Here is a 14,683-nt window from a genome sequence, read left to right as displayed (position 1 = left end):
AACCTTGATTAGGAATGAATCGCCGCTAGCAGGGTTGCATGTGGCTGGACGCTAATACCTCCAGCTACCCTATATTTAATCTACTTTAGTTGCTTCAATAACGATTGAACGACAATCTCCAGTGACATAGGGGCCAAGAGCAAGCTTTAATGATGAAAAATGATATGCTAAATCACAATGTTGGTATATTGATGCTATTGGGGAACCTTTGGTATTAAACCTTGCAACAATAAGGTTGTCACTTTGTTGAAGGATTAACGCTGAATTTGATGATATCGCATTTTTAACGTCTTCTTGTAGCGTCCCTACTTGTGGCTCTGGCGCATTAACGAAAGTGGCAATTAATGCATCCTTTACCTTCAAAGGATTATTTTGTTCAACTTTCGCCACTTCTTTGAGTTCTGACTTGTCAGTAGATGAACATCCACTGATTAACAATATTAATATCGCCCCTAAGCCAATTCCAATTTTTGCACTAAATACTCCTTAAAACAAAACGTTCAAAAACAGTGGTTAACCAAATCAATAATCTAAACTTCTATGATTAGTCACCATTTTGCGGTTCATCTCAGTAACGTTTGCATCATTGATGAATGTAAATCAACTTAATGCCATATATGACAGTCAAATAATACAGTAATTGACATTTGTGACAAACACTATGCATTACCTATTGCTAATACATTACATCAACAATGACACCAATAAAAAAACGTAAAAACATTATCCATATAAAACAGTTGGTTAGATATTTAATTAACTCATTTGTTGAAAAAACCCAAAGTTGGCCCAGCCATTGCTATTACAAAGTATGTTTGTAATCTAGTTTTCAGATTTAAAACATCCTTAATTTAATACCATTTGGAGTAATAACATGACTGAATCAATCGTTTCGTTTCCACAACTTAACCGCCCTGCACCTGCGTTCAATACTAAAACAACGCACGGTATGCGTTCATTGAATGATTATAAAGGTAAGTGGTTAGTTTTATTCTCTCACCCTGCTGACTTTACCCCAGTATGTACTACTGAGTTTATGGGGTTTGCACAACGAGCTGAAGAATTTGCGCAATTGAATACCGAACTATTAGGCCTATCAATTGACAGTATCCATTCTCACATTGCCTGGGTACGCAACATTGAAGAAAACTTTGGTGTTGAAATTACTTTCCCAATCATTTCTGACTTATCAATGGAAGTGGCCAAAGCATACGGCATGATCCAACCAGGTGCTAGTGATACCGCTGCAGTAAGAGCCACATTCATTATCGATCCAGAAGGTGTACTGCGTGCGATGGTGTACTACCCAATGAGTAACGGCCGTTCAGTCGATGAATTTGTACGCCTAGTTAAAGCACTGCAAACAAGCGATGCCAATGCCGTAGCAACCCCAGAAAACTGGCAGCCTGGTGACGACGTGATTGTTCCACCACCAGCAACAACAGCCGATGCAAAAGCACGTTTAGGCCAAGGGTTCGACTACGTTGATTGGTACTTCAGCAAAAAGTCTCTTTAATCCATTATTGCACAGGGGCTCCCCCGACCCCTGTGCATCATTTGTAAAGGAGGTTTGTAATGAACTCAACATTTAGCGTTCATGAATTTTTAGATGATGACAGCGAAACATTTACTTACGTGGTTGCAGATAATGCCACCCGTTTTGCGGTCATTATTGATCCGGTTTTAGACTTTGATTATAAGTCTGGGCGCACAGACACACGCAGTGCTCAACGAGTCATGCATTGGGTTAAACGCCAAGAGTTAAGTGTTAAATGGATACTTGAGACTCACGCACATGCCGATCATTTGTCTGCTGCCAGTTATATTCGTGAACAAATTGGTGGGCAAATTGGCATTGGAGAACATATCACTCAAGTACAACAAACATTTAAAAAAGTCTTTAATTTAGAACGTGATTTTTTACCCAATGGCAGCCAGTTTGACCGATTATTCAAACATAACGAATTATTGCAAGTCGGCAATATGGCCATTCGTATCATGCATACCCCTGGGCACACTCCAGCCGATCTCGCTTATGTCATTAATGAGCAAGCTGCTTTTGTAGGTGACACTATATTTATGCCAGATGTCGGCACGGCACGTTGCGACTTCCCTGGTGGTGATGCCAACACCTTATATGACTCGATTCAATCATTGTTTAGTTTACCAGACTCAACCGATATTTATGTTTGTCATGACTACCCTACAGAGGGTCGTAACCATCAATTTAAAACTCAGGTCGGCGAACAGAAAGCACACAACATCCATGTCAAAAATGGCATAAATAAAGCAGATTTTGTCGAACTTCGTCAAAAGCGCGATGCCACCTTACCCATGCCAAGACTGATATTGCCATCAATTCAGGTCAACATTCGTGCAGGTAATATGCCCGCACCTGAAGACAATGGCACCGTGTACTTAAAAGTACCAATCAACTTACTTTAAAACTAAGGTTGTCAATATGATACAAGCTGTTTTAGGTGCGTTAGTGATTGGCTTAGTATTGAGCATGCTAGGCTCTGGTGGCTCAATACTCACAGTGCCAGTACTGTTATACCTTGTGGGTATGCAGCCCGAAGTCGCTATTGCATCGTCTCTTTGTATCGTTGCCGCCATCAGTTTATTTAGCAGTATCAGTTTCATTAAACAAAAGCGGGTTTCTTGGACGCATGTATTGATGTTTGGCCTTCCTGGAATGGCGGGTACATATCTCGGCGCTTGGATGAGCACCTTTGCAACAAGCCAAATTCAACTCAGTGTATTTGTTGCGTTAATGCTGATTGGCGCTGTGATGATGTGGCGCAAACAAACTAACAGCCTCACTCAAGGGAAATTGGTTCTCACAAATGTATTACTGCAAGGTTTATTAGTAGGCGTAGTAACCGGATTTGTAGGTGTTGGTGGTGGCTTTTTAATTATCCCTGCTCTGGTGTTATTAGGCGGTATTGAAATGACATTAGCTGTGGGCACCAGTTTATTAATTATCACCATGAACTCTTCTATCGGGTTTATTAAGTATTACAACTTATTTTCAGCTCAGGGCGTGCAATTTGATTGGCCGGTTATCGCCGTCATGATTGCCGGTGGCTTTATTGGCAGCCTGGCTGGAGGAAAATTCACTCGATATCTCCCAAAAGCGATTTTACAAAAAGTATTCGCCGTATTTTTAGTGGTAATGGCGACGTTTATTACCACTCAATCCATTATTTAGTTTCACGAGGTACACATGAAAACTGCACAACAATATATTAGTGAAGTTAAAAGCAACATTATTGAAGTCTCAACACAACAATTGCTGTCAGCAATGTTAAACCCAGAAGTGATTATTATTGATGTGCGTGAACATGAAGAGTTTTTGACTGGACATGTAGATGGCGCAATTAATTTGCCGCGCGGGGTGTTAGAAATGAAAATTCATGAGCATCCATCAGTGAGTCATCATTGTGAATGGGTGTTAGCCTTGAATGAATTAGCAGATAAAGAGATATATCTTATTTGTCGTACCGGTGGACGTTCGGCATTGGCTGCTGCCTCATTACAAAATATGGGCTTTACCAAACCGTTATCGGTTGCTGGTGGCATGATGCAGTGGCAACAAGATGGTTTTCCTGTAGTACCGCATAAAATATGATTTACTGCTTGAAATCTTAACAAACCTTAACTCAAAGCGATAAACAAAACCTATAAAGTTAAGACAGCATGAAGATGGAAAAATCTATATCAGTGAGTCAGTATTAGTGCATATAAAATGAGCCATTTATGGCTCATTTTTATTGTTGAATTGATTATTCATCGTTAATAACTGAACATTTAGCAGTGCCTTTACCATTGATTGAGTGGAATTTTTAGAAAATAATTATCTTCGCCTTCAGGCGGCGGTAGGTGACCCGCTCTAATATTGAGCTGTATAGCAGGCAATAATAATTGCGGCATGACGGCATCGTTATGTTGCTGTTGATGTAACTTAACAAACTCTTGTAAATCAACCTCGCCACCCACCACTTTATTGGTGCGTTTTTGCGCAATAATTGAGGTTTCATATATTGTTTTTTGAGTATGAACTAAATTCGGATTATGACCCACAAACACACGTGTACTATTAGGCAAAGCCAATATTTTTTGTATAGATTGATATAAGGTTGTCACACTGCAATTAGGAAAGTCCTGATGAACAGTCCCCACCTCAGGAGGTGCAAGCACGTCTCCTACAAATACTGCATCTTCAATTAAATAACTCACACACGCTGGAGTATGTCCAGGAGTGTGCATCACATGGACATCTAGGTGACCGAGTTTGATCAATTCTTCATCGATAAATAAGTGATCAAACTGATCACCATTACAATGAAAGTTATCATCTAAGTTAAGAATACGCTTAAACATATGTTGAACTTTTACGATATGCTCACCGATCCCCGTATTTCCGCCTCGTTGTTGCTTAATATAACAAGCAGCGGAGATATGATCGCAATGGGCATGAGTTTCTAAAATCCATTCAAGCTCATAATCATGTTTATCAAGGTGGTCTATGATACTGTCGGCAAACTCAGTGCTAATTTTACCTGAACTGATATCAAAATCTAAAACAGGATCAATTATGGCGCTTTGTCTCGAGGCGGGGTCTGTTACTACATAACAGATTGACTGGCTGCTTTGATGATAAAATGGATCAATTCGGATTTTACTCATGTTTATACACTCGCAATAAAATACACAATGATTTTGCAAGTCCTCATTAGGCCTATTTATGGAACCTATTGAGGTGATGCTAACGTCAGTAAAATAGTAAATGATAATGCATCAATAAACTGCGGCTAACTTCGCAACAAAGAGTCTGCATAACCGCAAAATATTGATAAATGCTCTATGGGCCAAACATTTTAATCCCAGCCCGATAATAAATCGTAAACCTTGTTAAGGTTTTGCGGTGATACTGTGCTCTTGAGTGCCAATGACTTTTTGCAATGAAAATGCACCGCGTATATCGCCCAATTCAAAGTTTATCGCTTTATCATCTGGATAAGCTTGCTTAATCAATGTACTTAGCTCGGGAGTAATATTGCTACCATGGCAACCTAAACAAAGTTCTTGTGTGGGGATGGCTTTCATATACCTAAAGGTTGTGGTATCCCCCTTAGCAACATATTCACTAGACACAATGGGAGTTTGTGTTTGCGGCACACTAGCAGCTTTTATTTGCTCAAACTGATTTAATTGCGCTAACTCCCATGCATCAGGGCTGTTATTACTGTTTCTCACGCGTAAACTGGTACGTTTTAAGACCCAACCATCAGTTGAATTCTGTGCTGCAATAGAAGGAGCAACAGATTGACAAACTGACACGCCTGCAGGGAGTCCACCTTGTTTAATTGCCGCTTGTAATTGCCCTTTTAATGCCTGGCTAAACTCTGCAATTTTTTGGTTTGCTTGTTGCTCAAGTTGTTGTTGCTCAGTAAATGACTCAGCATTTACGGTTGAACTCAAACTTGCCAATAATGTCACTGTACTTAGCGTCATTAACTTAACCTGTGAACAGTTTATGTTTTTCATTTGTCATCTTCCTCTTCTAGACGTGTTATTCCCATTAGTTTTAGTGCGTACTTTTCATAAAGTGGTTCGCTACTTCCACTCTTCATTTTCGATAAGAAGTATTTTTCAAAGCCAATCTTGGCTAAGTGTGCCCATTTGCCTGTTGCAAACCAGGACACATTACGTGGAGCAATTTGTGGCATGGCAATAAACACTGCACCCGTATCTCCCATGTCGGCAATACAAATAGCATTCCAGGTGCCTTTACTTGTAGGTTCGCTCTTTTTCACAATAATGTTGTGTAAGTTATGTGCTATTGCAGTCATCATCGATTCAATCATATAACCGGTTTTCGGCATTCCTGTTGGCACGGGGGTCGTTGAAGCCGGAGGAATGGCAACACAAACGCCACCAGCAAAAATATTGCCATATCGGATAGAACGCTGATGCTCATCGGTAATCACAAAGCCTTTTTTATTACACAGGCCATCAACATTTGCCACAGCATCTATACCCACAAACGGCGGGATAAACATCGCATGCTTAAAGGGGAGCGCGTGATTAAAATCAATATTACCTTTGCGATCTAGCTCATCAATATGCATTGTGTCTTTCTCGATGTAATCAACGCTGGCATTGCATATCCATTTTATATCTCGTTGGCGTAATGCTGATTCCAGCATCGATTTAGAATCACCCACACCATCAAGCCCCAAATGCCCGATATAAGGTTCGCTGGTAATAAATTGGATGGGTACGTGCTTTCTTATGCCGGCATCACGTAATACCTTATCGAGGATAAACACATATTCATAAGCAGGGCCAAAACAACTCGCACCTTGAAATGTTCCCACTAAAACTGGACCAGGGTTAGCAATAAGTGCATCAACATTTTCTTTACAAGATAAAGCATGTTCAAGAGAACAAACTGACTGAGTAAAGTGCTCTGGACCTGCCCCAGGAATTGTATCAAATGCCAATTTGGGCCCAGAGGCAATCACCAAATAATCGTAATCGATAACGTCATGTTCAGCGGTGATCAATTGGTTGTTGTCAGCATCAATTTTAGTGACAAAAGCACAGATAAAATCAATGTGTTTTTTGGCTAAATGTTTAGCAATAGGAATGCTTATCGCATCAGGCTCACGCCAACCAACAGCCACCCAAGGGTTAGAAGGAATAAAGCGAAAATGCTCTCGTTCATTAACCATCAACACTTGATGCTCTTGACCCAGCAGGTGTTTAATTTCATAAGCTGCAGGCATGCCACCTGTACCAGCACCTAGTACTACAATTTTTGCCATTGCATTACGCTCCATTGACCTTCTCTATAAACGTGATTATTTGTAGAGATATGTAAACTATTGCTATACAAAGCTTGTGCCATGTCACAAATAAATATTAATAGCAACATTTACAATAAGTTAAAAAGTGTTGCTAGAAATAATCTAAATCTGCTAGGGAAAGCAATTGACAAAAATGACACTAAATGTCATTTTTGATGATAAATATGACACTTTATATGTAAAAAAGATCCTATCCTTATGAAAAACACCACCGTAGTACAGTCGATGATCAATGCAATTGATAAACCTGCCATCTTTATCACGCCTGATTATGTTATACATGCGGTAAATAAAGCCTACCTCGAAACCTATGACACTGAAGTCACATTAGGACAAAGCCGTTGTCATCAGATATCGCACCACAGTAATGAGCCTTGTGACAAACACGGAGAACAATGTCCCTTGCAGCAATGCCAAAACACTGCGCGAGCTGCAAATGCTGTGCATATTCACAATACAACTGATGGCAAATCGTATTGCGATATTTTGATGAAACCAATTAAAGGCGATAACGGCAAAATCATGGGTTTTCTTGAGATTTTAGATGCCATTGACTATGCATCCACCGAGTCTAAAAAAGACACAATGATCGGCCAGTCAGCGCCATTTAAACAGATGCTCAATAAAATTAATCGGGCATCTCAGTCTAATATCGCCGTGTTATTACAGGGTGAAACAGGCGCAGGTAAAGAGCTAGTGGCAAAAGCGGTTCATGCCGCAAGCAATAGAAAAGAAAAACCTTTTGTAGTGATTGAATGTACCGGTTTGAACGAAAGTTTATTTGAAAGCGAACTTTTTGGTTATGAAAAAGGCGCGTTTACCGGAGCAACAACCACTAAAAAAGGCTTAATTGAAATCGCACATGGCGGCACAGTGTTCTTTGATGAAATTGGTGATATTCCAATGAATATGCAGGTTAAACTGCTCAGGTTATTAGAAACACAATGTTATCGTGCCGTGGGGGGATTAAAGCAAAAACGTTCGGATTTTAGATTAGTCAGCGCCAGCCATAAAAACTTACTCGATTTAGTTGAAAAAGGTGAATTTCGCCGCGACCTTTATTATCGAATAGCGGGTTTTCCTATTTACCTGCCCTCACTGCGTGAACGTCAGGAAGATATTCCAGTCCTCGCCAATCACTTTATAAGATTATCAGAATACAAACATAAGAAGTTTTCCAACAATGCATTAACGCTATTAAGCCAGTATCCGTTTCCAGGCAATATTCGTGAACTCAAAAATATCATTGAACAATCTGCGTTAATAGCAAACGAAGATATTATCCACAGAAGTGATCTGCCCGAGAGCATTACCCATTCTAAAACAACAACAGTTAATCAGGCCCAGGCTGTCGACACTGCAGTGATCAGTTTAGATGATGTTGAAGCAGAATATTTGTCCAAAGTTTGCCAACAATATCAAGGTTCGCCTGCTGAATTAGCCATCATGCTTAATGTGAGCGTACGAACCTTATACCGAAAATTGCAACGTTATGGCTTAAAGCTGCCTGTAGCAAATTAGTTGTGTCGTAATAAAGAATGTTTTTTCTGGCAACACCGCTTCATGTGTATGCCCTCTGGTCGCTCAATATCACTTGCATGATGATCGTGGGAGTCGCAATGTCCACCATGACAACCACCTTCACCATGTTCATGATCGCAACAACCACCATTGGCTTGTTTAGCTAAATGCTTCATTGATGGTCTGCCTTGTATCGCATCACTAAATTGCTCACATTGTGGTAAATGATTATGTGCTAAATCTTCAATGGTTGTACGGCCATTTTTTACATGAAACACTTTCAGTTGATGATTGAGTATTTTAGACAGTAATTGCTGACCAATATTTCGCACAATAACCCGCTCTGCGCCATGGGCCACAATCAAATTCAATAGTTGTTTTTTACCATCACAGCCAGCAGCTAAAGCTGGGTTAGCAAAACGCGTTATCACTTCTGCCTGTTCATTAATAATAAGCATGCTATCTGCACGGCTAAAATGGCTGGCAATATGGTCATCTTTTATTGGTATGGCTGTAATCATTTTATTCTCTCTTGCAGTATTGGTACTGCTTTATTCAGTGAGTGTTATTCAGTTTGTCAGTGATCGCTGGCTCATTAGCATGATTGTTAACTTGCCCTCAATTACCTGTAAAGCAATTTACATACCCATTAATAGCCTATGCCAATTATATTTTATTAAGTGTGATCTTTGCCCGAGCCTACTGTCTCACTAAGTCATAATTTAACGAGTCGCTTAACTGACTATGCCAACTAATGCTTCACAACTTAGCAGCCAGTGCCATGTTACTAAGTTAATGTCATTACCAGATTGACTTAAATAGCAACAGCCAAATCATTACAGCTAAAATGAATTAAAAATTAATTACTTTAGTATTTCGTTAAGTTCAATTTAAATAAATTATTTATTAACAATGACTTACTAACAACCGCACAATTTTAAAACCGTTTGTCAAGAGTGTTTTTTATGATCCAGATCAAATAAACACTTGATAGTTACAACTCTAATCATTAGGATCGTTATTAATTGAACGTTCAATTAATAACGTTCTAGCGATAAAAAGGGAGTTATTTATGCCAAGACCTGCAATGAAAAACGTCAGACAACAACAGCTCATCGATGCCACGTTAATGTCTGTCGAACGTCATGGATTACAGCACACCACTATCAACACGATCAGTGGGTTAGCGGGTATGTCATCAGGGATCATCAGTCATTACTTTGGTGGGAAACAAGGGTTAATCGAAGCCACGTTAAAATTCTTACTAGAAGAGTTAAAGCAAGCCTTACTGGCGAAAACGTCAGGCAAAACATTAACCGCACCAGAGCGCTTGTCGATCATAGTCGAAGCCAACTTTACCGAGCTGCAACGTTCAAATGCGGCCACCAAAACATGGCTAAGCTTTTGGTCTCAAGCCATGCACGACCCTGGATTGGCAAGATTGCAAAACATTAATAACCACCGTCTTTACAGCAATCTGCTCTACTCATTTAAACAATTATTGCCTAAGGCTGAGGCTGTAAATGCCGCCAAGCAAACCGCGGCAATCATTGACGGTTTTTGGTTGCGTAGTGCCTTAAGCAGCAACCCTAGTCAAGAATTTAAGCAAGCCCAGACGCTATCAAAAGCCTTTATAGAGGCAGTACTAGTGCAACACGGAGAAATTTAATGTCAGCGTTAGTCACTTATCAAAATTATGTACACGGTCAATATATTTCAAATGGCAGCGGAGAAACCTTCGAAGTCATCAACCCTGCTACTGGCAGTGTGAGTTATTTAGTTGAAGTCGCCACCGATAAAGTAAAACAAGCCGCCATCGACAGTGCAAAAGCAGGCTTTGCTGTATGGTCAAAAATGAGCCCAATGGCACGCAGCCGAATTTTATTAAAAGCCGTAGCCTTATTGCGCGAGCACAATGACGAACTTGCCGCGGGAGAAGTACTCGACACAGGTAAACCTTGGCAAGAAGCCTCCGTGGTCGACATTGTCACTGGTGCTGATTCAATTGAGTTTTTTGCAGGCCTTGCCCCCAGCATTGAAGGAAACCAGCAACCTGTTGGCGAAGACTTTTACTATACCCGCCGCGAGCCATTAGGCATTTGCGCTGGTATTGGCGCATGGAACTACCCATTACAAATTGCATGTTGGAAAGCGGCCCCAGCTTTAGCTTGCGGCAATGTGATGATTTTTAAGCCTTCTGAAGAAACCCCACGCGGTGCAATGCGTTTAGCCGAAATATTCACTCAAGCTGGCGTACCTGATGGCGTATTTAACGTGGTTCAAGGCGATGGCCGTGTGGGCGCATGGTTAACCACCCATGATGATATCGCTAAAGTGTCATTTACGGGTGAAGTTGGCACAGGCACTAAAGTCATGGCCGCGGCGTCTAGCACCTTAAAAGAAGTCACCATGGAACTTGGCGGTAAATCGCCGTTAATTATCTTCAATGATGCCGATGTCGAAAACGCAGTGTCTGCTGCCATGCTAGCCAATTTTTACACTCAAGGTGAGGTGTGTACCAATGGCACACGTGTGTTTGTGCAAAAAGACATGTACCCCACATTTATTGAACGCTTAAAGCAACGCACAGAAAACAATATTGTTTGCGGCGACCCAATGGATGCTGAAACCAACTTTGGCGCGTTGATCTCACGAGGTCATCAACAAAAAGTGCTTGAGTATATCGCTATTGGTAAAAAAGAAGGCGCAACACTACTGACTGGCGGCACAGCGTTACAACCCGATAACGCCCCACATGGCTTTTTTGTTGCACCGACCATTTTCACCGATTGCACCGATGATATGACCATAGTTAAAGAAGAAATTTTTGGCCCTGTAATGTCGGTATTAACCTTTGATGACGAACAAGAAGTCATTGAACGAGCTAACAATACTCACCTAGGCCTTGCCGCTGGCGTATTTACTCAAGACATTAGCCGTGCTCACCGCGTAATACACCAATTACAAGCAGGTATTTGTTGGATAAATGCCTATGGCGCATCGCCTGCAGAAATGCCTGTGGGTGGTTATAAAATGTCGGGCATTGGCCGCGAAAATGGCAGCGAAACATTAAAGGCATACACTCAAATCAAAGCGGTATACGTTGGTATGCAGTCGCTTGAAAGCCCATTTTAGGAGTGACGCAACTTATGTCTCATCAATACGATTATATTATTGTCGGTGCAGGTAGCGCAGGCTGTGTACTGGCAAATCGCTTAACTGAAGATCCAAAAAACCAGGTGTTGTTATTAGAAACCGGTGGTAGCGATAAAAGCATATTTATCCAAATGCCAACCGCGCTTTCTATCCCGATGAATACCAAAAAGTACGCTTGGCAGTTTGAAACTGAAGCTGAGCCACATCTTGATGATCGCCGTATGCATTGCCCTCGCGGTAAAGTGTTGGGCGGCTCATCGTCAATTAACGGCATGGTATATGTACGTGGACATGCCCGTGATTTTGACGAGTGGCAACAACACGGCGCTAAAGACTGGAACTATGCCCATTGCTTGCCGTATTTCAAAAAAGCAGAAACATGGTCATTTGGTGGCAACTCGTATCGCGGCGACAACGGCCCATTAGCGGTTAACAACGGTAACGAGATGAAAAACCCGCTGTATCAGGCCTTTGTTGATGCCGGTGTAGATGCCGGATATTTAGCAACCGCCGACTATAACGCTAGCCAACAAGAAGGTTTTGGCCCTATGCACATGACGGTTAAAAACGGTGTGCGCTGGTCAACCGCTAATGCATATTTACGCCCAGCAATGAAGCGTGACAATTTAACTGTTGTAACGCATGCACTCGTTCATAACGTGATAATGCAAGGTAAAACGGCTGTGGGTGTACGTTTTGAGCGTAAAGGCCAAATGCTAGAGGAGATGTGCAATAAAGAGATTGTGCTGTCTGCAGGCTCTATTGGGTCGCCACACATTTTGCAATTATCTGGTATTGGCGATAAGCAAACACTCACAGATGCCGGTATTGAGCCCATTCATCATTTACCGGGCGTGGGACAAAACCTGCAGGACCACCTGGAGTTTTACTTTCAATTTAAGTGCTTAAAGCCGATTTCGCTCAACGGCAAATTAGATCCATTGAATAAATTATTCATTGGTACCCGCTGGATTGTAAATAAATCAGGTTTAGGTGCGACAAATCATTTTGAGTCTTGTGGCTTTATTCGCTCAAAACCTGGGCTTGAATGGCCGGATCTTCAATATCACTTCTTGCCTGCCGCAATGCGATATGACGGTAAAGAAGCCTTTGCAGGCCATGGTTTTCAGGTTCACATTGGCCATAACAAGCCAAAAAGTCGTGGCGCTGTCACCGTGGTTTCAAATGATGCCAAGGTTGCGCCTAAGATCCAGTTTAATTATTTATCACATCAAGATGACATTGAAGGCTTTAGAGCATGTGTGCGTTTAACCCGCGAGATTATTAATCAACCGGCGTTAGATGAATATCGTGGTGAAGAAATTCAGCCTGGGCTAGCCGTTCAAACTGACGAGCAAATCGATGCAATTGTGCGCAGATCAGTTGAGAGTGCTTATCACCCATCTTGCTCATGCAAAATGGGCGAAGATGATATGGCTGTAGTGGACTCAGAAACCAAAGTCCATGGTATTAAAGGATTACGTGTTGTGGATTCGTCAATATTCCCTACCATCCCAAATGGTAACTTAAATTCACCCACCATTATGGTTGCAGAGCGCGCCGCCGACATAATTTTAGGTAACAAGCTATTAGCACCGAATTTGGCCAACGTGACGCTCGCCAATGATTGGCAACAGCAACAACGCCAGCAAGCGCCAAAGAGAGCGTTGAGTTAATTAATATCATCCGTTTTATGGGTAACTGGCCAACCTACATATTTGTAAATGGTCAATTTAAGCCAAGTTCAATCTATCAGGATTTAACTATCGACAGCGATATTTAAGGCTTGAGGGCGTGATTGTCTTTAAAAATTGTTCTATGGCGAAATATAAACATGCAACAAGGAGCTAACACTATGTTTGCACGCACAATAAAAGCAGGAGCTAAGTAATGACTACCTGGTTATCAATCGGCATTTTATTTACTTTTTCCGCCATCGCATTTGTGATTTATCGTTGGGGTAATATGCAATGTATTGGCGTCACGCCGGTGCGTAAATTTACTTTTATTGCGATTTTATTTACCTCTGGTTTAGATGTGGGACTGATTATGTTCCCGCTAACCGAATTTGCGGGGTATGCAGATTTAGCCGCCAGCCCTGAATACGGTTTTACTAATCCACTTGCCATTGAGTTTGGCTTTTGGGCCTGTTTAATTTGGGCATTTTACTTTTTAACCTGTTTCTATTTTTGTGTGATAGAACCAAGAGTGAAGTATTTTGAAATACCATTAATAAAGTTTATTAATAACCTAGTCATTATTGGTACCTGCGCCTTTACTGCGTATTTATTGCTAACCAACCTACCCTGGTATTTGCCCAACCTAGGTGATGGCGAATCGCTAGTGAGTAGCTTTTATTTAATCGTATTTATGGTGATTGCCGCAGCGGTATACTCAAGTACCAGCATTAAATATGTACGTTACTTAAGCCTTGCCAGTACTTGGTTATTCTTTGGCTTAATCGCCCTTATGTGGTCTGGGGCATTTTTGGGTGAAGACTCAAGCGTTGGCGAATTTTTTAACACCTTTGCATTAATTGGCGGCTACTTTGCCAATATGCATGAGTTTGTATTGCCAATGAATGATTACCACGAGTTTTATCTATTTTGGTGGTTTGCCTGGAGCATCATGATTGGCCAATTTACCTCACGTTTTGTTGGCGGCATGAAAACCTATCAAGTACTACTGGCGATGATGGTCTTCCCGTCTATTCCAATTGCAATTTGGTTTACTGTGCTTTATTACTATAGCGCTAATGGTATTGATACTACTGGATTTTATAACCTTGCAATGGTAATCGTTGGCATTACTTTTGTGATTAACTCATTAGATTCATTGGTTCGCTTGTACACCAGGGCAAGATCACGAAGCTTTACCTTGACTTGAGTTTGTGATCTTATACTTCTTTTTGTAAGAAGTAAGTTAATCTATGTCTCAACTACAGCTATTCAAATATTTTTCAAGCATTGATGACCCTCGTCAACAAGGTAAAGTTGTCCATAAGCTCTTTGATATCCTATTCCTTACCCTCAGCGCTGTGATTGCTGGCTGCCAAGGGTGGGAAGAAATTGAGGATTTTGGACACGACCGTCTCGATTGGTTGCGCAAATTTGTCTCTTTTGAAAATGGTA

Annotated in this window: 14 protein-coding genes and 1 pseudogene; 10 read left to right on the top strand and 5 right to left on the bottom strand. The window is 41.2% G+C overall.

Features of this window, described 5'->3' with window-relative positions:
- Positions 1–75 precede the first annotated feature (75 nt).
- Positions 76–438, bottom strand: a complete 363-nt coding sequence (locus IEW93_RS05305) for a hypothetical protein (protein WP_188737694.1) — start codon at positions 436–438, stop codon at positions 76–78.
- 436 nt (positions 439–874) lie between these two features.
- Here IEW93_RS05305 and IEW93_RS05300 point away from each other — a divergent pair, with 436 nt between their 5' ends.
- The 4 genes from IEW93_RS05300 to IEW93_RS05285 are packed head-to-tail and all read left to right on the top strand — an operon-like array spanning position 875 to position 3,631.
- Positions 875–1,516, top strand: a complete 642-nt coding sequence (locus tag IEW93_RS05300) for a peroxiredoxin (protein ID WP_188737692.1) — start codon at positions 875–877, stop codon at positions 1,514–1,516.
- A gap of 59 nt (positions 1,517–1,575) precedes the next feature.
- Positions 1,576–2,445 carry an MBL fold metallo-hydrolase gene (locus tag IEW93_RS05295; protein WP_188737690.1) on the top strand — a complete coding sequence of 290 codons (870 nt, stop codon included), beginning with the start codon at positions 1,576–1,578 and terminating at the stop codon, positions 2,443–2,445.
- A 16-nt stretch (positions 2,446–2,461) separates the two neighbouring features.
- Complete coding sequence (locus IEW93_RS05290) at positions 2,462–3,211, top strand: sulfite exporter TauE/SafE family protein (RefSeq protein ID WP_188737688.1); 750 nt, start codon at positions 2,462–2,464, stop codon at positions 3,209–3,211.
- 15 nt (positions 3,212–3,226) lie between these two features.
- A complete protein-coding gene (locus IEW93_RS05285) occupies positions 3,227–3,631 on the top strand; it encodes a rhodanese-like domain-containing protein (protein ID WP_188737686.1) in 405 nt (134 codons plus the stop codon).
- A 191-nt stretch (positions 3,632–3,822) separates the two neighbouring features.
- Here IEW93_RS05285 and IEW93_RS05280 read toward each other — a convergent pair whose 3' ends face one another.
- From IEW93_RS05280 to IEW93_RS05270, 3 genes are all read right to left on the bottom strand, one after another.
- On the bottom strand, positions 3,823–4,689 hold the full coding sequence (locus tag IEW93_RS05280) for an MBL fold metallo-hydrolase (protein ID WP_188737684.1): 867 nt from the start codon (positions 4,687–4,689) through the stop codon (positions 3,823–3,825).
- Positions 4,690–4,914: 225 nt separating this feature from the next.
- Positions 4,915–5,550 (bottom strand): Tll0287-like domain-containing protein, encoded by a 636-nt coding sequence (locus tag IEW93_RS05275; RefSeq protein WP_188737682.1) that lies wholly within the window; start codon positions 5,548–5,550, stop codon positions 4,915–4,917.
- On the bottom strand, positions 5,547–6,833 hold the full coding sequence (locus IEW93_RS05270) for an NAD(P)/FAD-dependent oxidoreductase (protein WP_188737680.1): 1,287 nt from the start codon (positions 6,831–6,833) through the stop codon (positions 5,547–5,549). The genes IEW93_RS05275 and IEW93_RS05270 overlap by 4 nt, the downstream gene beginning before the upstream one ends.
- Before the next feature lie 240 nt (positions 6,834–7,073).
- Between IEW93_RS05270 and IEW93_RS05265 the strand changes: the two genes are divergently transcribed.
- The gene (locus IEW93_RS05265; RefSeq protein WP_223417410.1) at positions 7,074–8,396 is read left to right on the top strand and encodes a sigma-54 interaction domain-containing protein; all 1,323 of its coding nucleotides are present in this window, start codon (positions 7,074–7,076) and stop codon (positions 8,394–8,396) included.
- Here IEW93_RS05265 and IEW93_RS05260 read toward each other — a convergent pair.
- Positions 8,393–8,917 (bottom strand): NifB/NifX family molybdenum-iron cluster-binding protein, encoded by a 525-nt coding sequence (locus tag IEW93_RS05260; protein ID WP_188737678.1) that lies wholly within the window; start codon positions 8,915–8,917, stop codon positions 8,393–8,395. The two genes, IEW93_RS05265 and IEW93_RS05260, sit on opposite strands and share 4 nt — an antisense overlap.
- A gap of 551 nt (positions 8,918–9,468) precedes the next feature.
- Between IEW93_RS05260 and betI the strand changes: the two genes are divergently transcribed.
- The 5 genes and pseudogenes from betI to IEW93_RS05235 form a co-directional block, all read left to right on the top strand.
- Positions 9,469–10,065 (top strand): transcriptional regulator BetI, encoded by a 597-nt coding sequence (gene betI, locus IEW93_RS05255; RefSeq protein ID WP_188737676.1) that lies wholly within the window; start codon positions 9,469–9,471, stop codon positions 10,063–10,065.
- Complete coding sequence (gene betB, locus IEW93_RS05250; RefSeq protein WP_188737674.1) at positions 10,065–11,531, top strand: betaine-aldehyde dehydrogenase; 1,467 nt, start codon at positions 10,065–10,067, stop codon at positions 11,529–11,531. The genes betI and betB overlap by 1 nt, the downstream gene beginning before the upstream one ends.
- Before the next feature lie 14 nt (positions 11,532–11,545).
- Complete coding sequence (gene betA / locus IEW93_RS05245) at positions 11,546–13,228, top strand: choline dehydrogenase (protein WP_188737672.1); 1,683 nt, start codon at positions 11,546–11,548, stop codon at positions 13,226–13,228.
- Between the two features lie 214 nt (positions 13,229–13,442).
- Positions 13,443–14,405 (top strand): annotated as a pseudogene (locus IEW93_RS05240) (BCCT family transporter); the annotation flags it as partial.
- 76 nt (positions 14,406–14,481) lie between these two features.
- Positions 14,482–14,683 (top strand): transposase family protein (locus IEW93_RS05235; RefSeq protein ID WP_188737669.1); only part of this gene is annotated, 202 nt, incomplete at its 3' end.

The sequence above is a fragment of the Shewanella inventionis genome (genome assembly GCF_014641855.1).
Taxonomy (GTDB): Bacteria; Pseudomonadota; Gammaproteobacteria; order Enterobacterales; family Shewanellaceae; genus Shewanella; species Shewanella inventionis.
The sequence above is the reverse complement of the archived record's forward strand: the minus strand, read 5'-3'. Positions and strand labels throughout refer to the sequence as shown.